This window comes from Methylorubrum thiocyanatum (assembly GCA_014138645.1).
GTDB classification, from domain to species: Bacteria; Pseudomonadota; Alphaproteobacteria; order Rhizobiales; family Beijerinckiaceae; genus Methylobacterium; species Methylobacterium thiocyanatum.
In genome coordinates this window covers 359871-377868 of record JACJIB010000004.1, presented here as the reverse complement: position 1 = coordinate 377868, position 17998 = coordinate 359871, and the positions used below count along the sequence as shown (strand labels likewise).

The 17998-nt window shown below is 70.8% G+C and carries 17 protein-coding genes; 11 read left to right on the top strand and 6 right to left on the bottom strand.

Translation table 11 applies throughout. The annotated features are described in order from the left end of the window. Positions 1–50 precede the first annotated feature (50 nt). Entirely contained in the window at positions 51–2819 is a 2769-nt protein-coding gene (uvrB, locus tag HNR51_RS13010; RefSeq protein ID WP_182555199.1) for an excinuclease ABC subunit UvrB, read from the bottom strand. Positions 2820–2941: 122 nt separating this feature from the next. On the opposite strand from uvrB, the gene HNR51_RS13005 reads away from it, so the two are divergent. Together HNR51_RS13005 and HNR51_RS13000 are read left to right on the top strand one after the other, a co-directional pair. Continuing rightward, entirely contained in the window at positions 2942–3217 is a 276-nt protein-coding gene (locus HNR51_RS13005; protein WP_182555198.1) for a type II toxin-antitoxin system Phd/YefM family antitoxin, read from the top strand. Beyond that, positions 3187–3573: a type II toxin-antitoxin system VapC family toxin gene (locus HNR51_RS13000; RefSeq protein WP_182555197.1), complete on the top strand. Its 387-nt coding sequence runs from the start codon at positions 3187–3189 to the stop codon at positions 3571–3573. The genes HNR51_RS13005 and HNR51_RS13000 overlap by 31 nt, the downstream gene beginning before the upstream one ends. Positions 3574–3579: 6 nt before the next feature. On the opposite strand, the gene HNR51_RS12995 is transcribed toward HNR51_RS13000, so the two are convergent. Continuing rightward, on the bottom strand, positions 3580–4491 hold the full coding sequence (locus HNR51_RS12995) for a LysR family transcriptional regulator (RefSeq protein WP_182555196.1): 912 nt from the start codon (positions 4489–4491) through the stop codon (positions 3580–3582). Between the two features lie 128 nt (positions 4492–4619). Here HNR51_RS12995 and HNR51_RS12990 point away from each other — a divergent pair, with 128 nt between their 5' ends. From HNR51_RS12990 to HNR51_RS12950, 9 genes are all read left to right on the top strand, one after another. Beyond that, on the top strand, positions 4620–5015 hold the full coding sequence (locus tag HNR51_RS12990) for a DoxX family protein (protein WP_012456241.1): 396 nt from the start codon (positions 4620–4622) through the stop codon (positions 5013–5015). 24 nt (positions 5016–5039) lie between these two features. Further along, a complete protein-coding gene (locus tag HNR51_RS12985; protein WP_182555195.1) occupies positions 5040–5522 on the top strand; it encodes a VOC family protein in 483 nt (160 codons plus the stop codon). Positions 5523–5609: 87 nt separating this feature from the next. Further along, positions 5610–6245 carry a hypothetical protein gene (locus HNR51_RS12980; protein ID WP_182555194.1) on the top strand — a complete coding sequence of 212 codons (636 nt, stop codon included), beginning with the start codon at positions 5610–5612 and terminating at the stop codon, positions 6243–6245. Beyond that, on the top strand, positions 6232–6684 hold the full coding sequence (locus HNR51_RS12975) for a transcriptional regulator (RefSeq protein ID WP_182555193.1): 453 nt from the start codon (positions 6232–6234) through the stop codon (positions 6682–6684). The genes HNR51_RS12980 and HNR51_RS12975 overlap by 14 nt, the downstream gene beginning before the upstream one ends. A gap of 73 nt (positions 6685–6757) precedes the next feature. Continuing rightward, positions 6758–7468, top strand: coding sequence for a di-trans,poly-cis-decaprenylcistransferase (locus HNR51_RS12970; protein WP_141953459.1), 711 nt, complete (start codon positions 6758–6760; stop codon positions 7466–7468). Positions 7469–7545: 77 nt separating this feature from the next. Then, positions 7546–8088 carry an ankyrin repeat domain-containing protein gene (locus tag HNR51_RS12965; RefSeq protein ID WP_182555192.1) on the top strand — a complete coding sequence of 181 codons (543 nt, stop codon included), beginning with the start codon at positions 7546–7548 and terminating at the stop codon, positions 8086–8088. 89 nt (positions 8089–8177) lie between these two features. Then, positions 8178–9683 carry a glycerol kinase GlpK gene (gene glpK, locus HNR51_RS12960; protein WP_182555191.1) on the top strand — a complete coding sequence of 502 codons (1506 nt, stop codon included), beginning with the start codon at positions 8178–8180 and terminating at the stop codon, positions 9681–9683. Beyond that, on the top strand, positions 9683–10846 hold the full coding sequence (locus tag HNR51_RS12955; RefSeq protein ID WP_182555190.1) for an alpha/beta fold hydrolase: 1164 nt from the start codon (positions 9683–9685) through the stop codon (positions 10844–10846). The genes glpK and HNR51_RS12955 overlap by 1 nt, the downstream gene beginning before the upstream one ends. Positions 10847–11023: 177 nt before the next feature. Beyond that, positions 11024–12709, top strand: a complete 1686-nt coding sequence (locus tag HNR51_RS12950) for a methyl-accepting chemotaxis protein (RefSeq protein ID WP_012456249.1) — start codon at positions 11024–11026, stop codon at positions 12707–12709. Positions 12710–12765: 56 nt separating this feature from the next. On the opposite strand, the gene HNR51_RS12945 is transcribed toward HNR51_RS12950, so the two are convergent. The 4 genes from HNR51_RS12945 to HNR51_RS12930 form a co-directional block, all read right to left on the bottom strand. Further along, positions 12766–13527 (bottom strand): glycerophosphodiester phosphodiesterase family protein, encoded by a 762-nt coding sequence (locus HNR51_RS12945; protein ID WP_182555189.1) that lies wholly within the window; start codon positions 13525–13527, stop codon positions 12766–12768. After that, positions 13524–13997, bottom strand: coding sequence for a RidA family protein (locus HNR51_RS12940; RefSeq protein WP_012456251.1), 474 nt, complete (start codon positions 13995–13997; stop codon positions 13524–13526). Before HNR51_RS12940 ends, HNR51_RS12945 begins: the two co-directional genes overlap by 4 nt. 83 nt (positions 13998–14080) lie before the next feature. Next, positions 14081–16252, bottom strand: a complete 2172-nt coding sequence (locus HNR51_RS12935) for a peptidase domain-containing ABC transporter (protein ID WP_182555188.1) — start codon at positions 16250–16252, stop codon at positions 14081–14083. After that, complete coding sequence (locus HNR51_RS12930; RefSeq protein ID WP_182555187.1) at positions 16249–17538, bottom strand: HlyD family secretion protein; 1290 nt, start codon at positions 17536–17538, stop codon at positions 16249–16251. The genes HNR51_RS12935 and HNR51_RS12930 overlap by 4 nt, the downstream gene beginning before the upstream one ends. Positions 17539–17998 lie beyond the last annotated feature (460 nt).

The window sequence follows — 17998 nt, the reverse complement described above, 5'->3', positions numbered from 1 at the left end:
TCTGAAGAGCCAATCGCAGGCGGCGGCCGAGGTTCCGCGTTTCGGCGGTCTCAGCCGCGCTTGCGCCCGCCGCCGCCCTTGTAGCGGGGCTTCTGGCCGCCGAGCCCTTGCGTCGAGCGCGCCTTCGGCCGCTCCTGCCAGGGCACGGCCCCGGCGGGCAGTTCGCGGTCGGTGCCGGGGCCCATATTGTCGAGGGTGGGCTTGGCGATGCGGCTGCCCTTCTGGCCGTAGCGCCCGGCCTCGCGCTCGACATCGCTCTGGCGGGCCATGGGATCGTCGGAGACCATGAGTTCGGTCGCCTGGAGCCGCTTCAGCTCGTCGCGCAGCCGTGCCGCCTCCTCGAAGTCGAGATCGGCGGCCGCCGCGCGCATCCGCTTCTCCAGGTCGGCCATGACCGCCTTGAGGTTGTGGCCCACGGTGATCGCGTCTTTGGCCAGCCCCGTATCGACGCGGACATGGTCGCGCTCGTACACGCTCTCGAGGATGTCGGCGATGCCGCGCTTGACCGATTGCGGCGTGATGCCGTGCTCTGCGTTGTAGGCGAGCTGCTTCTGGCGGCGGCGCTCGGTCTCGGCCATCGCCCGCTCCATCGAGCCGGTGATGGTGTCGGCGTAGAGGATGCAGCGGGCGTCCGCATTGCGGGCGGCGCGGCCGATGGTCTGGATCAGCGAGGTCTCCGAGCGCAGAAAGCCCTCCTTGTCGGCGTCGAGGATGGCCACCAGCGCGCATTCGGGGATGTCGAGGCCCTCGCGCAGCAGGTTGATGCCGATCAGCACGTCGAAGGCGCCGAGCCGGAGATCGCGGATGATCTCGATGCGCTCCAGGGTGTCGATGTCGGAGTGCATGTAGCGCACCCGCACCGAGTTCTCGTGCAGGTACTCGGTCAGGTCCTCGGCCATGCGCTTGGTCAGCGTGGTGACGAGCGTGCGGTAACCCGCCTGAGCCACCGCGCGGACTTCTCCCAGAAGATCGTCCACCTGGGAGCGCGCCGGGCGGATCTCGATCACCGGATCGACGAGGCCGGTGGGGCGGATCACCTGCTCGGCGAAGACGCCTGCCGTGCGCTCCATCTCCCACTTGGCCGGGGTCGCCGAGACGTGGACCGATTGCGGGCGCATCGCGTCCCATTCCTCGAACCGCAGGGGGCGGTTGTCGAGGCAGGAGGGCAGGCGGAAGCCGTATTCGGCCAGCGTCGCCTTGCGGCGGAAGTCGCCGCGATACATGCCGCCGATCTGCGGCACGGTGACGTGGCTCTCGTCGGTGAAGACGAGGGCGTTGTCGGGCAGGTACTCGAACAGGGTCGGCGGCGGCTCGCCGGGTTTGCGCCCCGTCAGATACCGCGAATAGTTCTCGATGCCGTTGCAGGCGCCGGTCGCCTCGATCATCTCGATGTCGAAGGTGCAGCGCTGCTCCAGCCGCTGCGCCTCGATGAGGCGGCCCATCCGGGTCAGCTCCTCGACGCGCTGCTTCAATTCCGTCTTGATGCCCTTGATCGCCTGCTGCAGCGTCGGACGCGGCGTGACGTAGTGCGAATTCGCGTAGACTTTGACGAACTTCAGCTCGTTGAGCTTCTTGCCGGTCAGCGGATCGAACTCGACGATCGACTCCACCTCGTCGCCGAACAGGCCGATGCGCCAGCCGCGATCCTCCAAGTGGGCCGGCCAGAGTTCGATCACGTCGCCGCGCACGCGGAACGTGCCGCGGGCGAAGTCCGACTGAATCCGCTTGTACTGAAGCGCCACGAGGTCGGCGATGAGCTGGCGCTGCTCGATCCGCTCGCCGAGCGAGACGGTGAACGACATCGCCGTGTAGGTCTCGACCGAGCCGATACCGTAGATGCACGAGACCGAGGCGATGATGATGACGTCGTCCCGCTCCAGCAGGGCGCGGGTGGCCGAGTGGCGCATCCGGTCGATCTGCTCGTTGATCGAAGATTCCTTCTCGATGAAGGTGTCCGAGCGCGGAACGTAGGCCTCGGGCTGGTAGTAGTCGTAGTACGAGACGAAATACTCGACCGCGTTGTCCGGAAAGAAGCTCTTGAACTCGCCGTAGAGCTGGGCGGCGAGCGTTTTGTTCGGTGCGAGGATGAGCGCCGGGCGCTGCGTCTCCTCGATGACCTTGGCCATCGTGAAGGTCTTTCCGGAGCCGGTGACCCCGAGCAGAACCTGATCGCGCTCGGCCGACTTCACGCCCTCGACCAGGGCGGCGATGGCGGTGGGTTGGTCGCCGGCGGGGGTGAAGTCGGATTTCAGCGTGAACTTGACGCCGCCCTCGGACTTGGCCGGGCGCTCGGGCCGGTGCGGCACCCAGGCCTCGCCGTTCTTGAACAGCGGGTTGCCCTCGGTGAGCAGCTTTTCCAGGGCCTCGACCGTGGCCGAGACACCCTCCGTCGCCAGTGAGGGCGCCTCCGCGTCCGGCGCGGGCTCCGGCGCCGGTCCGTCGTCGGGCGGGACGAGGCCGAGCGCCTGGGCGAGCCTGGGATCGACATCGGCCGCGTCGCCGATGGCGAAGCCCGCCTGCGGTGCCTCGGCGAAGCCGTCCTGCGCGATTTTTTTGTAGGCTTTCGCTTCGCCCTTGGCGCTGCGCCCTTTCCGGGCCGGCTCCGGCGGGGGCACCGGCTCGATCGCCTTCGGACGGTTGCGGTTCAGGGCCGGGTTGAGCAGCGCGGCGAGATGCTCGTCGAGCGGCATCAGCTCCGGCCGGTCGGCCTTCGCCGTCGTCTTGAACGTCGTCTTCGCAGGCGCCTTCGAGGCTGCCTTCGAAGTTGCCTTGGCCGTGGCTTCGGCGGGGCTCACGCGCGGTGTCTTGGATGCGGGCATAGCGGCAATATGGGCCCGTCGGGCGGTCTCAGGAAGAGTTCGAATGGTGTGACATGGCCGGTGCTTGCGGCCGTTTCGGGCCCGCACTAGCGTTGGTGTGTTCTCAGCGCAGGGAGAGCGTCATGAAAACGGTCAGCCTCCGCGAGGCCGAGGCGGATCTGTCGCGGCTGATCGAGGCGGCCTCGCGCGGCGAGCCGTTCGTGATCGCCGAGAACGGCCGGCCCCTGGTCCGGGTCGTGCCGGCGGAAGCCGAGCCGCCGCGCACGCGCCGCCTCGGCTTCCTTGCCGGACAGATTTCGGTGCCGGACGACTTCGATACGATGTTTCAGGACGAGATCATCCGGCTGTTCGAGGGCGGAGAGGAGAGGTGGGGCTCCTCCTCGACACCCACCTGCTGATCTGGGCGCTCGGTGCTCCGGAAAAACTGCCGAGCAGCGCTCGACAGCTCATCGATGATCCGATCCATCTGCCGGCATTCAGCACGGCCAGCATCTGGGAGCTCGCGATCAAGCAAAGCCTTGCGCGTTCGGGGAATCCGATCGACGCCGCCTTGCTCCGGCGCACCCTGCTCAGGGACGGTTACGAGGAACTCCCGGTGCTCGGCATTCATGCGACGGCCGTTGCCGGACTTCCCCTCATCCACAAGGACCCGTTCGACCGGCTCCTCGTCGCTCAGGCGACGGTGGAAGGTATCACCCTCCTGACCTCCGACGCCCACGTCGCCCGCTATCCCGTCCCGATCCGACGCGTCTGATCGCCCTCACCCCCGCACCGCCGCCGGCAATCCCCGTTCCCAGGCCGGCTCGCCTGCGAACCGTTGCACCAGAAAGTCCACGAAGGCGCGGGTCTTGGCCGGGCGGCGGCCCGGCGGCATCAGGGCGTGGATCGGCAGGACGGGGCAGGGCGCGCCGAGATCGAGGGCGACGAGGGTGCCCGCGCGCAGGGCCTGCGCCACCAGGAAGGTCGGCTGGTAGATCAGCCCGAGGCCCGCGACCGCGGCGGCCGTGAGGGCGGCGCCGTTCGGCGCCCGCAGGTTGCCGGAGACCGGATAGGCTTGCTCGCCGAAGCGCCAGCCACTGGCATCGGACAGGGTGTAGCCGAGGCAGTTGTGGTGCTTCAGCTCCTCGGGTCGGTGCGGCGTGCCGTGCCGCTCGAAATAACGGGGGGCACCGCAGGTCACGAGGCGGCAGGCGGCGAGGCGCCGGGCGATCAGCCCCGAATCGGCGAGCGCCCCGATCCGCACGGCGAGGTCCCAGCCCTCCTCGATCAGGTCGACCCGGCGGTCGTTGAGGCCGAGTTCGATCGTCAGCGCCGGGTGCGCGGTGGAGAAGTCCGAAAGCGCCGGGGCGATCTCGCGCACGCCGAAGGAGAGCGGCACGTTGAGCCGCAGGGTGCCGTGCGCCTCCACCGCCTCCGCGCCGACCGCCGCCTCGGCCTCCGCGATCTCGGCGAGGATGCGCTCGCAGGCCTCGAGATAGGTCCGGCCGGCCTCGGTCAGGGTCAGGCGGCGGGTGGTCCGGTGCAGGAGCCGCGTGCCGAGCCGCGCCTCCAGGGCCGCCACGTGCTTGGTGACCCCGGTCTGGGACAGGCCGAGCGCCCGACCCGCCGCCGAGAAGCTGCCCAAAGCCGCCACCCGGACAAAGACCTGCATCCCCATCACGCGGTCGAGCATCGTTCGCCTCACTCTCTCAGGGTGAGGTGAATGGCAAGGGGCGCGGATTATCGCAAGGTCATGGGCAAGGCATGGTCCGGTCATCGCCGCCACCGCGGCACCCATCGAACCGACCGGACAGGACGACCATGACCGACCCCCGCACCGCCCCCTACGCCGCCCTCCTGCTGCGGCTCACCCTCGGCGGCCTGTTCCTGGCCCATGCCGGGCTGAAGCTGTTCGTGTTCACCCCGGCGGGCACGGCCGCCTTCTTCGGCTCCCTCGGCCTGCCGCCGGCCCTCGGCTACGCGGTCATCGCCGTCGAGGCCGTGGGCGGCCTCGCCCTGATCCTCGGCTTCCACGCCCGCCTCGTCGCCCTCGCCCTGGTCCCGGTCCTGATCGGCGCCATCGTCACCGTGCACGGCGCCAACGGCTTCTTCGCGCAGAATCCCGGCGGCGGCTGGGAGTTCGCCGGTTTCTGGGCGGTGATGCTGCTGGTCCAGGCCGGGCTCGGCGACGGCGCCTACGCCCTGCGGCGCGCGTGAGGCAGGGACCCGAGGAGAGTCACCGTGAGCGAACCGATCCATCCGCAGACCCGCATCGGCCACGTCCACCTCAAGGTGGCCGACCTCGAACGGGCGCTGGCCTTCTATTGCGGCGTGCTCGGCTTCGCGCTGACGCAGCGCTACGGCGCCCAGGCCGCCTTCGTCTCGGCCGGCGGCTACCACCACCATATCGGCCTCAACACCTGGGAGAGCGCGGGCGGTTCGCCGCCGCCGCCCGGCCATACCGGCCTCTACCACCTCGCGATCCTCTATCCCGACCGGGCCGCGCTCGCCGACGCCCTGCGCCGGGTCGAGGCGGCCAGCATCGCCCTCGACGGCGCCAGCGACCACGGCGTCTCGGAGGCGCTCTACCTGCGCGATCCCGACGGCAACGGGGTCGAATTGTACCGCGACCGCCCGGAGGCCGAGTGGCCGCGCGATGCGCAAGGACAGCTCGCCATGCTCACCCGCCGCCTCGACCTCGCGGGGCTGCGGGCGGAGGCCTGAGCCGTGGACGGACCTCCCGCTTGACGACTCTGCGCCCGCGTGTACTTTGCAATGCAAAGCACGCCCCGACGCGGGAAGACCAGCCCCATGCGTGACACCCACGGCGACCTCGACAAGGCGCTGGCCGACATCGTCGCGATCCGCATGCAGATCGCGCGCGACACGGCCTTTCGCGGCCTCGGCACGGCGACGCTGGCCGCGACCGGCGGTCTCGCCCTCGTCGTGGCGGGCGCCCAGGCGCTGCTGCTCGACGATCCGACCGCGCGGCCGATCCTCTTCTTCGGCCTATGGATCGGCGCCGCCGTCACCGCCTGCGCCCTGATCGGCTTCGAGGCGGTGCGCCGCTCCCGCCAGGTCCATTCGGGGCTCGCCGACGCGATGGTGTTCAGCGCCATTGAGGGCTTTCTGCCCGCGGGCGGGGCCGGTTTGTGCCTCGGCCTCGTCTTCGCCCGCTTCGCGCCGGACCAGCTCTGGATGCTGCCGGGCCTGTGGCAGGTTCTGGTCGGGCTCGGCCTGTTCGCCTCGGTCCGCGTCCTGCCCCGCCCCGTGCCGCTCGCCGGGGCCTGGTACCTGCTGGCCGGGCTCACCGTGCTGGCGCTCGCCAGCGAGACGCGCCACCTCTCGCCCTGGCTGATGGGCCTGCCCTTCGCCGTGGGGCAGGGGCTGATGGCCCTCATCATCCACCGCCACTCCGGTCACGGAGACGCCGATGCCGACCTCTGACCGCCCCGAGGCCCGCTTCTCCTACGAGGGGCTCGACCGGATCATCCACGAGCGGGCGCGGCTCTCGGTGCTGACCTCCCTGGTCTCGCATCCCCGCGGCCTCGCCTTCCCCGACCTCAAGCGCCTGTGCGGGCTCACCGACGGCAATCTCAGCCGCCACCTCGCCGTGCTGCAGGAGGCCGATCTCGTCAGCCTGGAGAAGGGCTACGACCAGAACCGCCCGCAGACCCTCTGCCGCCTGACCCCCTCCGGCCGCACCCGCTTCCTCGATTATCTCGGGGTGCTGGAGCAGGTGGTGCGCGATGCCGCACAAGCCGCCGGCAAGCCCCAGAATGCCGCCGGCAAGCCCCAGAATGCCGCCGGCAAGCCCCAGAATGCCGCCGGCAAGACCCAAGGTGCGGCCGGCCATGACCGCTCCGGCCTCGCCGAACCCGTCTGACGGGCGGACCACCCGCCGGAACCCGAACCGTTTCCCCCCGCCCTCGCTTCGAATGCCGCCCGGAGACTTTACGATGCAAAGCCCTCTCGACCGCAGATCGGGCCTTCACGCGGCGATCATCATGGACGGCAACGGCCGCTGGGCGCGTGCCCGCGGCCTGCCGCGGGGGGCGGGCCACCGGGCGGGCGTCAAGGCGATCCAGCAGGTGGCGGAGGCCGCCCCCGCCCTCGGCATCGGCACGCTGACGCTCTACGCCTTCTCCAGCGACAACTGGCGCCGCCCGGCCGAGGAGGTCGGCGGGCTGATGCGGCTGCTGCGGGCCTATCTGCGCGGCGAGACCGAGCGCCTCGCCCGCAGCGGCACCCGCCTCACGGTGATCGGCCGCCGCGACCGCCTGCCCGCGGGCATCCCGGAAGCGATCGCGCGGGCCGAGGCCGCGACGGAAGCGGGCGACCGGCTGAACCTGCGCATCGCCGTCGATTACTCGTCCCGCGACGCGATCCTCGCGGCCGCCGCCCGGCTCGGGCCGGAGGGCCTGAGCCGGGACGCGATGAGCGAGGCGTTGTGCGGGCCCGGCGACGTCGATCTCCTGATCCGCACGGGGGGCGAGAAGCGGCTCTCCGACTTCCTCCTCTGGGAGGCGGCCTACGCGGAGCTGCACTTCACCGAGCGGATGTGGCCCGATTTCGGGGCCGCGGACCTCGCCGCGGCGGTCGCCGATTTTTCCGCCCGCGACCGGCGGTTCGGCGGGCTGAACCCGCCCCTTCTGACCGCGGCGGCCTGATCCAAGCCGCTGGACGAATGGCCCGACAATCCCACATGCACGGGCCAATCCCGTCTTACAGCCCCCAAAAGAATCCGATGCAGGCCGATCCGAACGCTGCACCCCCCGCTCTCGACGACGAGACCCTCGCCTTCGCCGCCCGCGTCTTCCAGTACGCCCGGATGGGCCATGCCGAGGAACTGGCCGAGCTGTTCGGCCAGGGCCTGCCGGCGAACCTGCGCAACGACAAGGGCGACAGCCTCCTGATGCTCGCCGCCTATAACGGGCAGGCGGCGGCCACCCGCGTCATCCTGGAAGCCGGGGGCGACCCGGAACTCGCCAACGACCGCGGCCAGACCCCGCTTGCCGGGGCCGCCTTCAAGGGCGAGGCCGAGATCGTCCGGCTGCTCTTGGAGCACGGCGCGCAGGTCGACGGGGCCGGCGACGGCACCCGCACCGCGCTGATGGTGGCGGCGATGTTCGACCGCACCGAGATCGTCGAGCTGCTGCTCGCCCACGGCGCCGATCCGGCCAAGCGCGATGCCGCGGGGATGAGCGCCGCCGACATGGCCCGGCAGATGGGCGCCCAGAACACCCCGGCCCAGTTGGAGCGGGCGCAAGGGAGCTCACAAGCGGGCTGACCGGTTCCGGCGGGCTCCGCCTCGTGTAGGATCGGGCCCGAGCCGGGCCACAAACGATCCCGGACGCGAGGGACGCCGGGAGACGGGCCATGCCGGATGCGGTCGGGGCGATCGATCAAGGCACCACGAGCACGCGCTTCATCGTGTTCGACCGCCGGGGCACCATCCGGGCGCAGGCCCAGCGCGAGCACGAGCAGATCTTTCCCCGCCCCGGCTGGGTCGAGCACGACCCGCGCGAGATCTGGCGCAACACCCATGCGGTGATGCGCGAGGGGCTGGCCCGGGCCGGGCTGGTGCCGGGCGATCTGGCCGCGATCGGCCTCACCAACCAGCGCGAGACGGCCCTGCTCTGGGACCGGCGGACCGGCGAGCCGCTGCACAACGCCCTCGTCTGGCAGGACACCCGCACCGACCGGACCGTCGCCGCGCTCGCCCGCGACGGCGGCCGCGACCGCTTCCGCGCCGTCACCGGCCTGCCGCTGGCGAGCTATTTCTCCGCCTCCAAACTCGCGTGGCTGCTCGACCACGTGGAGGGGGCGCGGGCCAAGGCCGAGGACGGCACCGCCCTGTTCGGCACGATCGATTCCTGGCTCGTCTGGAATCTCACGGGCGGCCCCGACGGGGGGCTGCACGTCACCGACGTGACCAATGCCAGCCGTACGCAGCTGATGTCGCTCGCGACCCTCGACTGGGACGAGGCCATGCTCGGCGTGTTCCGCATCCCGCGGGCGGTGCTGCCCGAAATCGTCTCATCGAGCGCCGTGCTGGGCGAGACCCGCGACCCGTTCCCCGGCGTGCCGGTCGGCGGCATCCTCGGCGACCAGCAGGCGGCCCTGTTCGGGCAGACCTGCTTCGCGCCGGGCGAGGCCAAGAACACCTACGGCACCGGCTGCTTCGCGCTGATGAACACCGGCCCCGAGCCCGTCGCCTCGACGGCGGGCCTCGTCACCACGGTGGCCTACCGGCTCGACGGGCGTCCCCCAGCCTACGCGTTGGAGGGCTCCATCGCCATCACCGGCGCCCTGGTGCAGTGGCTGCGCGACAATCTCGGGCTGATCGGCGCGTCGAGCGAGATCGAGGGGCTCGCCCGCAGCGTCGAGGACAATGGCGGCGTCTACGTCGTGCCGGCCTTTTCCGGCCTCTACGCCCCGCACTGGCGCGACGACGCCCGCGGCCTCATCATCGGGCTCACCCGCTACGCCAACAAGGGCCACATCGCCCGCGCCTGCCTGGAGGCCACGGCCTACCAGACCCGCGAGGTGCTGGAGGCGATGGAGCGCGATTCCGGCTGTCCGCTGTCCGAACTGCGCTGTGACGGCGGCATGACCGTCAACGACCTGCTGATGCAGTTCCAGGCCGACATCCTCGACCGGCCGACCCTGCGCCCGAAGGTATCCGAGACGACGGCGCTCGGCGCAGCTTATGCCGCGGGGCTGGCCACCGGTTTCTGGAAGACGATCGAAGATCTTCGCGACAACTGGGCGGTGGACAAGCGCTGGCATCCGCATATCGCGGCGGAAGAACGTCGGGCACTCTTTGCCGGCTGGGGAAGGGCGGTGGAACGCTCGTTCGGCTGGGTCGAGGAAAACGCTTGATGGGTGCTCGGATACGCTCGCTTCGCGCGGCTCTACTGGTCACGGCGATGGCGCTGACCCCGCTCGCCGCCGGCCTCGCCCCGGCGCCCGGATGGGCCGCGCCAGCTGCGGCCTATCCGGAGCAGCGGGAGGGCGACCACGTCGTCGAGAACTTCAAATTCGTGAGCGGCGAGAGCCTGGACCGGATCAAGCTGCACTACACCACGCTGGGCACGCCGCATCGCGGCGCCGACGGCGAGATCGACAACGCGGTGCTGGTCCTCCACGGCACCACCGGCACCGGAAAAAGCTTCCTGATCCCGACGCTGGGGCCGGAGCTGTTCGGCGAGGGCGCGCCGCTCGATGCGAAGCGCTGGTACGTGATCCTACCCGATGGCCTCGGCCGCGGCGGCTCCTCGAAGCCCTCCGACGGGCTGCGGGCGCGCTTCCCCCGCTACGGCTACGGCGACGTGGTGGAGGGCCAGCACCGGGTCGTCACCGAGGCGCTCGGGGTCAAGCACCTGCGCCTCGTGCTCGGCACCTCCATGGGCGGGATGCAGGCCTGGATGTGGGGCGAGCGCTATCCCGGCGCGATGGATCTGCTGATGGCGGTGGCGAGCCAGCCGATCCCGGTGAGCGGGCGCAACGCCCTGTGGCGGCGCCTGCTGATCGAGGGCATCCGCACCGATCCCGACTGGAAGGGCGGCGAGTACACCGAGCAGCCGCGCCATTTCGGGCGCATCCTGCCGATCTTCAACATCATGACCGAGAGCGTGCTGGGCCTGCAGAAGCAGGCGCCGACCCGGGCTGCGGCGGACAAGGCCTACGACAAGATGATCGCCGGCTACGAGAACAAGGCCGACGCCAACGACTGGATGTACTGGTTCGATTCCTCCTACGACTACGATCCTTCGCCGGATCTCGAAAAGATCACCGCGAAGGTGCTGGCGGTGAACTTCGCCGACGACGAACTGAATCCGCCCCAGCTCGACGTCATGAACGCGGCGCTGGCCCGGGTGAAGGACGGCCGCTTCGTGCTGGTGCCGACCTCGCCCGAGACGCACGGGCACCAGTCGCTGCGCTTCGCCGGCCTGTGGAAGGGCTACCTCGCCGAGTTTTTGAAGCAGCCGGAGGCGGCCACGGAGAAGGCGAGTTCGTCGGAACGGCCGGAGGGCAGCCGGTAGCGGCCGGACAGCCGCCGGCCCCATCGCACCCGCACCTCCGGCGCCTCGCGCGGCGGAGGGGCCCGGGTGCAGCCCCGTGCCGGGACTATGCACTTTCTTGCAGAAATCGAGAAAACCTTAAGTATTCCGGTGGAGATTGGCGACCCTGAGCGTCCCCACGATCGTACCGGATCCATCATGCGCATATCCCTCAAGGCTGCCCTGGCGGGCTCGTTCAGCCTTCTGGCCGTGGTTGCTGCGGTTCAGGGCGGTCTTAGTGTCGTCAAGCTCTCGACCATCGACCGGAATGTCCGAGAGATCGCCGACAATTGGCTGCCCTCGGTCGGGCTGCTCGGCGACATCAGCACGGCGACGCGCGACGAGCGGGTGAAGACGTATCGCTTCGTCGCCGCCTCGCCGACGGACCAGCTCCTCGCCGAGAACGAGAAGAGCGTGCGGACGAGCCAAGCCGCCCTCGACGCCCTGCGGCGTGCCTACGAGCCGCTGATCGCCTCGCCCGAGGAGCGGGCGCTCTACCAGCGCTTTTCCGAGACCTGGGCGGCCTATACGGGGCGGGTCGAGAGCATCATCGCCCTGATGCGGGAGGGGCGCCGGGCCGAGGCGCTGGCCCTCCTCACCGGGCCCGAGGCGTTGGGCCTCGCGCAGTCGGCCACCAAGACGCTGCAGGAGAACCTGGTCCTCAACAAGCGGGGCGCCAAGGAGAGCGTCGAGGGCGCCGTCGGCAGTGCGGCCTCCGCCACGGCCGCCGCCTGGATCGCCATGGCCGTGACGCTGCTCTCGGCGCTCGCCGCCGCCCTGTTCGGCTGGTTCGGGATCTCGCGGCCGATCACGCGGATGACCGGGGCGATGGGCGTGCTCGCGGACGGCGACGCGACGGTCTCGGTTCCGGGGCAGGGCCGCGGCGACGAGATCGGCGCCATGGCCGCAGCGGTGCAGGTGTTCAAGGACAACCTCATCCGCGCCCGCACCCTGGAGGAGGAGACGCGGGCCGCCCGCGCCGGCGCCGAGGCGCAGCGCCGGGCCACCGCGCGCGCGCTCGCCGACGACTTCCAGCGCGCGGTCGGCGGCATCGTCCAGGGCGTGACCGCCGCCGCGACCGAGCTGCAGGCCACCGCGCAGCAACTGACCGCCAATGCCAGCCAGACCGCCGGGCAGTCCGGCACGGTGGCCGCCTCCGCCGAGGAGGCCGCCTCCAATGTCGGCACCGTCGCCGCCGCGGCCGAGCAGCTCGGCGCCTCGGTGCAGGAGATCGGCCGGCAGGTCGACGGCTCGGCCTCCCTGGCGCAGGCGGCCGTGGCCGAGGCGGGGCAGACGGCGGCCCTGGTGCGCGACCTCTCCGAGGCCGCCGCGCGGATCGGCGACGTGGTGGCGATGATCTCGACCATTGCCGGCCAGACCAACCTGCTCGCGCTCAACGCCACCATCGAGGCGGCGCGGGCGGGCGAGGCGGGCCGCGGCTTTGCCGTGGTCGCGGCGGAGGTGAAGGAACTCGCCAACCAGACCGCGCGGGCCACGGAGGAGATCACCGGGCAGATCGGGCGCATCCAGGGCGCGACGGGTCAGGCGGTCGGGGCGATCGACAGCATTGCCGGGCGCATCCGCGAGATCAGCGGCGTCGCCACCGGCATCGCGGCAGCGGTCGAGGAACAGGGTGCGGCGACCCAGGAGATCGTGCGCAACGTCGCCCAGGCCGCGGGCGGCACGGAATCCGTCACCCGCACCATCGCCGGCGTGGCGGGCGCGGCCGAGGAGACCGGCGCGGCGGCGGCCCAGGTTCTAGCCTCGGCGACCGAGTTGTCGCGCCAGTCCGAGCATCTCTCGGCCGAGGTCACGCGCTTCCTCGACACGGTTCGCGCGGCCTGAGCATGGGGCAGGGCTCTGCCCTGCACCCGCCAAAGGGCTTGCCCTTTGGGAACCCGTTATGGGCGGAAGCCCTCGAAGATCATCTGGTCGGCGTGTTCGCGGGCCAGCGCCCGCTGCGCCTCGGTGCGCACGGTCCAGGTCATCACCGGCATGTTCCCGAGCCGGCGGCAGAGATAGGGGACGGGGCCCGGCAGGTCGCCGACGCGCCAGGACAGGAAGTGCGGCCGGCTCACATGCAGGTGGAGCAGGCCCGAGAGTTCGGCCCGGACGGAGGGCGCCAGCAGGGCGTAGTGCGGATCGTCCTGGCTCGCCTCGGCGACGATGCCGCGGGGCAGGGCGGGCGCGATCTCGGCGAGCGTCGCGACGATGCCCGGATCGAAGGATTTCAAGGCCACCGGCGCGTCGAGACCCGTGACGATCTCGGCGGTGCGGCGGGTGAGCCGCCGGTCGCCGTCGAAGCGCGACTTGATCTCGACGATGACGGGCACGCGGCCCGCCACCCGCGCCAGGAAGTCCGGCAGGGTCGGGATGCGCTCGTTCGTGCCGGCCACCGTGAGCGTGCCGAGTTCGGCGGCCGTGCGGGCGTCGACCCGCTCGGCGGCCTCGGTGAGGCGCCCGAGCGCCTCGTCGTGGAACACCATCGCCTCGCCGTCGGCGCTGAGCTGCACGTCGCACTCGATGGCGTAGCCGCCCGCGACCGCGGCCTCGGCGGCCGCGAGGGTGTTCTCAGGGATGCCGGCGGCGCGGTCGTGCAGGCCGCGATGGGCGATCGGACGGGCGGTGAGCCAGTCCGGCGCCCGACCCAGGGTCCCGCTCACGCGACCTCGAACATCGCCTCGACCTCGACGGCGGCGTCGAGGGGAAGCTCGGCGACGCCGACCGTCGAGCGGGCATGGCGGCCGCGGTCGCCCAAGATCTCGACCATCAGATCGGAGGCGCCGTTCATGATCGGCGCGAGTCCGGCGAAGCTGGGCACCGCGTTGATGAAGCCGCCGAGCCGGACGCATTGCACGACGCCGTGGTCGAGGTCGCCCACCGCCGCCTGCACCTGGGCCAGCACGTTGAGCGCACAGAGCCGGGCCGCCGCGATCCCCTGCTCGGCCGAAACCTCGGCGCCGAGCTTGCCCTTGTGGGCGGGGTCGAGGGTGCCGTCCGGCCCGAAGCAGATCTGGCCGGAGATGACGACGAGGTTGCCGGTGCGGATATAGGGCACGTAGTTCGCGACCGGCGCCGCCGCCTTCGGCAGCGTCAGGCCGAGCGCTTCCAGACGTTCCTTGACCGAGTTCATCGCCGTCTCCCGCATGTTGCTGCGCGGCTCTGAGCATGGGCGCGGGCCGCTCCGCAAGGGGGGAGGGGTAGGGCCAAGCTTCCTCAACCGGCGGTCTCCGTCGCCTGCACTGACACCCGCGGCGCGTCTGCGGCAAAATCGTAGCGCAGGTCGGCATGGGCCACGGTCGCTGGGCGGTGGGCGACGATGACCCGCGTCATCTTCAGGTCGCGGAGCGCGGCGGCGATCACCGCCTCGGTCGGCTCGTCGAGCGCGCTCGTCGCCTCGTCGAGGAACAGGATCTCCGGGCGCCGGTAGAGGGCGCGGGCCAGGATCACCCGCTGGCGCTGACCGCCGGACAGGGTCGAGCCCATGTCGCCGACCAGCGTCTCGAAGCCCATCGGCGTGCGGGCGATGTCGTCGAGGATCGCGGCGCGGGCGGCGCATTCGCGGATCCAGCCGGGATCGGGCCGCTCGTCGAAACAGGCGATGTTCTCGGCGATCGAGCCGGCGAACAACCCGTCATCCTGCATGACTCCGGCGATGCGGGCGCGGTAGGCGGCGAGCCCCCCGGCGCGGATGTCGCGCCCATCGACCAGCACCGCACCCTCGGAGGGCGGCAGCAGGCCCATCAGGATCTTCATCACCGAACTCTTGCCGCAGCCCGAGGGGCCGGTGATGGCCAGGCTTTCGCCCGGCGGCACCTCCAGGCCGAGGTTGCGGAACACCGAGGGCTCGTCGTCGCCGTAGCGCAGGGACAGGCCGACGGCGCGCAGGGCCGCCCCGCGCACCGGCGGGCGCTCGCCGGAGGGGAGGAGGGCGGGGCCCGCGACCGGCTCCATCGCGGCGGGGAGGGGGGCTGCGGCCTCCTCGGGCTCGGTCATGACGATGTCCGAGAGCCGGTCGGTCTGCACGTTGAGCATCCGCAGTTGGAAGCCCGACTGGATCAGGTTGCCGATGCGGGTCGAGAACTGGTCGCGATAGGCCAGAAACGCCACCAGCATGCCGAGCGTCATCGACTGGTCGATGACGGCGCGGGCGCCCAGCACCAGCAGGATCAGCCGGTCGGCGCCGAACAGGAACTCGTTGCCGCGCCCGAACACGAGGTCGAGCCGCTGCAGCCGCAGCCGGGCGTTCAGCGCCTGGACGAACTGGTTCATCCACGTGCCGCGGCGGCGCTCGCGCAGGTTCAGGAGCTTGACGCTCGCCATGCCGCGCACGGTCTCGATGAAGTGGCTCTGCTGGCGCGCTTCCGCCACGATCGCCTCCTCGGTGCCCTCGCGATAGGCCTTGTAGGCGGCGATGCGCAGGCCGGCGTTGAGGGCGGTGGCGGCGAGCGCCACCAGGGCGAGCCAGCCGCCGTAGAGGAACAGCATGATCAGCATGCCGACCGACATCAGCCCATCGAGCAGCGCCTGGACGAGGTCGGTGGTGATGCCCTTCTGGATCGTGGCCAGCGTGCCGAAGCGCGAGATCACGTCGCCGACATGCCGCTTCTGGAAATAGTCCAGCGGCAGTCGGGAGAGGTGGTCGAACAGCGAGCCCGACCACTGGTAGTTCAGCCCCGTGCCGGTGAGCATGATCGCCCAGCTCCGGGCGACGCCGAGCCCCAGTTGCAGCACCAGCAGCAGGGCGAGCCCGAGGGCGACGACGAGCAACAGGTCGAGATCGCCGTTCACGATCACCTCGTCGATGACGATCTGCGAGGCGATCGGCATCAGGATCGCGATGAGTTCGATCCCGAGCGACAGGGCCAGGATCTGGATCATCGCCGAGCGGATGCCGGCCATGCCGCGGAACAGGTCGGACAGGGCCAGCCCCCGCGCCGCCCGCTCGCGCACGAAGCTCTGGTTCGGGCTCACCTCCAGCGCCACGCCGGTGAAGTCCCGCGAGGCTTCCGCAAGGCTCAAACGTCGGCGCCCGCGGGCGGGATCGTGGATCACGATCTCCCGGCGCCCGACCCGCGCCAGCACGACGAAGTGGTTGAGCCCCCAGTGGAGGATGCAGGGCAGGCGCAGACGGCCGAGATCGGTCAGCTCCACCCGGAGCGCCCGCGTCGAGAGCCCCATCGTGCCCGACAGGTCCATGAGGTTTCGCAGCGTCATGCCCTTCAGCGAGAGGGCGTGGCGGGCGCGCAAGCTTCCGAGATCGACCCGGCGCCCGTGATAGCCCAGCACCATGGCGAGGCAGGCCATGCCGCACTCGGCGGCCTCGGCCTGGAGCACGACCGGCAGGCGCCGCCGGAAACCGAACTGAAGATCCGACAGCAGACTCACCGGCCGCCTCCTTCCGTGACGAGATCGACGCTGCGCTTGACGTGGTAGAGGGGGTCGAGGAGCCAGCGGTAGAGCGGGCGCTTCTCCAGCGCGATGTCGGCCTCGACCCGCATCCCGGCCTCGAGCCGGCGCGGCTCGCCATAGGCCGTCACGCTGTCCTCGTCCGGCCGCACGACGATGCGGTAGACGCCGCCGCTGCCCGCGCTTCTGGCGGCGTCCCGCGCCGCCTCGGGCTGGCCGTCGCCTTCGAGCGGCGCGCGGGTCACCTCCGTCACCACGCCCCGGTGCAGGCCGAAGCGCTGGAACGGGAAGGCGGCGTAGCGCAGCATCACGCTGGCGCCCGGCTCGATGAAGCCGATGGCCGAGGAATCGACGAACAGATTGGCCTGCATCCGCCCGTCGCTTGGCAGCAGGGTGAGCAGGCTCGCGCCCGCCGCCACCGTCTGCCCGGCCTGGGCCCGGATCGAGGTGAGGATGCCGCGCTCCGGCGCACGCACCTCGATGGCGCGGCGCGCCTCGCTCTCGGCCCGCTGCTGTTCGAGCTGGGCGGCGGTGCGGTCGAGTTCGGCGAGGTCGCGCGCCAGCGTCTCGTCGAAGGTCGAGAGCTTGGCCTTGAGATCCCCGAGCTTGCCCTCGACCTGCAATCCGCCCTGGCGGAACTGCGCGAGCTGCGAGGTGGCCTGGAGGTAGAGGTAGTTCTGGCTCTGGAAGTCCGCCGCGCGGGCGAATCCCCGGGTCACGAGGTCGGCGAGTTCGTCGGCCCGCGCCTTGAGCGGCGGCACCAGCTTCTCCTGGAGCGCGAGTTGCTCGTCGATCTTGGCGCGCTGCGCCTCCAGATTGGCGATCTGCTCTTTCAGCCCCTCCTTCTCGGCCTCGGCCATGGCGGCGCGGGCGGCGCGCTGGCGCTCCACGCTCTCCCGCTGGCGTCCGAGCTGAGCGATCACCCGCTCCTGCGTCGGCCCGCTCGCCGAGACCGCGTCGAGGTCGATGGTGAAGAGGAGCTGGCCGCGCTCGACCCGGTCGCCCTCCTTCACGCCCGAGGCGCTGACCCGGCCCGCGAGCGGGCTCGCCACGGTGATCAGCCCGACATCGGGCGCGAGCAGCCCGTCCGCATGGACGCGGCGGGTGTAGCTGCCGAGCCAGGCATAGAGGCCGACCAGGGCAACGAAGGCGAGACAGAGCCCGACCACGATGCGGACCGAGAGCGGCTGGATCACCTGGGCCTCGCCGAGCCAGGCACTGCGGCGCGCCTCGACGACCTCGCGACGGAACAGGGGGGCGTTCACGGACGAGCCTCCTCCCACCCTGCGACAGCCTGACCAACTGCGCTATTCTGACGCACGTGCGGCGTAATCCGTAACGAAATCAGGTTTTTAGCGGGATAGGCCGTCCGTCGGTCCGGTGCGGGCGCGGCGAGGTCAATTTTTGTCCACTCCACCGGCTTCCCTCCCCACCGCGTCCGGCTCATCCGGACGGTCTTCCACCGGATGGTTCCACCGGGAAATCTTTGCTTCCGCGAGGGGCTCCCCGGACGCGCGTGGCATGCAAGGCGGTCAACCCTCGGTCGCGATCGTGAAGGGCAAGATGTGTTCATCTTCGGCGTCCCCGTTCCATCATGGCCGAGCGTACATGGCGCCCCGGCTTGCCTATCGGAATAATATCCGTACCTTATCCAGCAGAGCAGCGCACCGGCGCCGCTCTTAGTCGACAGGAAGACATAAATATAGAACGCTCTTCCAATATCGA

Coding starts and splice junctions, on each gene's coding strand:
- uvrB (WP_182555199.1), bottom strand. CDS start 2,819: ATGCCCGCATCCAAGACACCGCGCGTGAGCCCCGCCGAAGCCACGGCC.
- HNR51_RS13005 (WP_182555198.1), top strand. CDS start 2,942: ATGAAAACGGTCAGCCTCCGCGAGGCCGAGGCGGATCTGTCGCGGCTG.
- HNR51_RS12995 (WP_182555196.1), bottom strand. CDS start 4,491: ATGCTCGACCGCGTGATGGGGATGCAGGTCTTTGTCCGGGTGGCGGCT.
- HNR51_RS12990 (WP_012456241.1), top strand. CDS start 4,620: ATGACCGACCCCCGCACCGCCCCCTACGCCGCCCTCCTGCTGCGGCTC.
- HNR51_RS12980 (WP_182555194.1), top strand. CDS start 5,610: ATGCGTGACACCCACGGCGACCTCGACAAGGCGCTGGCCGACATCGTC.
- HNR51_RS12975 (WP_182555193.1), top strand. CDS start 6,232: ATGCCGACCTCTGACCGCCCCGAGGCCCGCTTCTCCTACGAGGGGCTC.
- HNR51_RS12970 (WP_141953459.1), top strand. CDS start 6,758: ATGCAAAGCCCTCTCGACCGCAGATCGGGCCTTCACGCGGCGATCATC.
- HNR51_RS12965 (WP_182555192.1), top strand. CDS start 7,546: ATGCAGGCCGATCCGAACGCTGCACCCCCCGCTCTCGACGACGAGACC.
- glpK (WP_182555191.1), top strand. CDS start 8,178: ATGCCGGATGCGGTCGGGGCGATCGATCAAGGCACCACGAGCACGCGC.
- HNR51_RS12955 (WP_182555190.1), top strand. CDS start 9,683: ATGGGTGCTCGGATACGCTCGCTTCGCGCGGCTCTACTGGTCACGGCG.
- HNR51_RS12950 (WP_012456249.1), top strand. CDS start 11,024: ATGCGCATATCCCTCAAGGCTGCCCTGGCGGGCTCGTTCAGCCTTCTG.
- HNR51_RS12940 (WP_012456251.1), bottom strand. CDS start 13,997: ATGAACTCGGTCAAGGAACGTCTGGAAGCGCTCGGCCTGACGCTGCCG.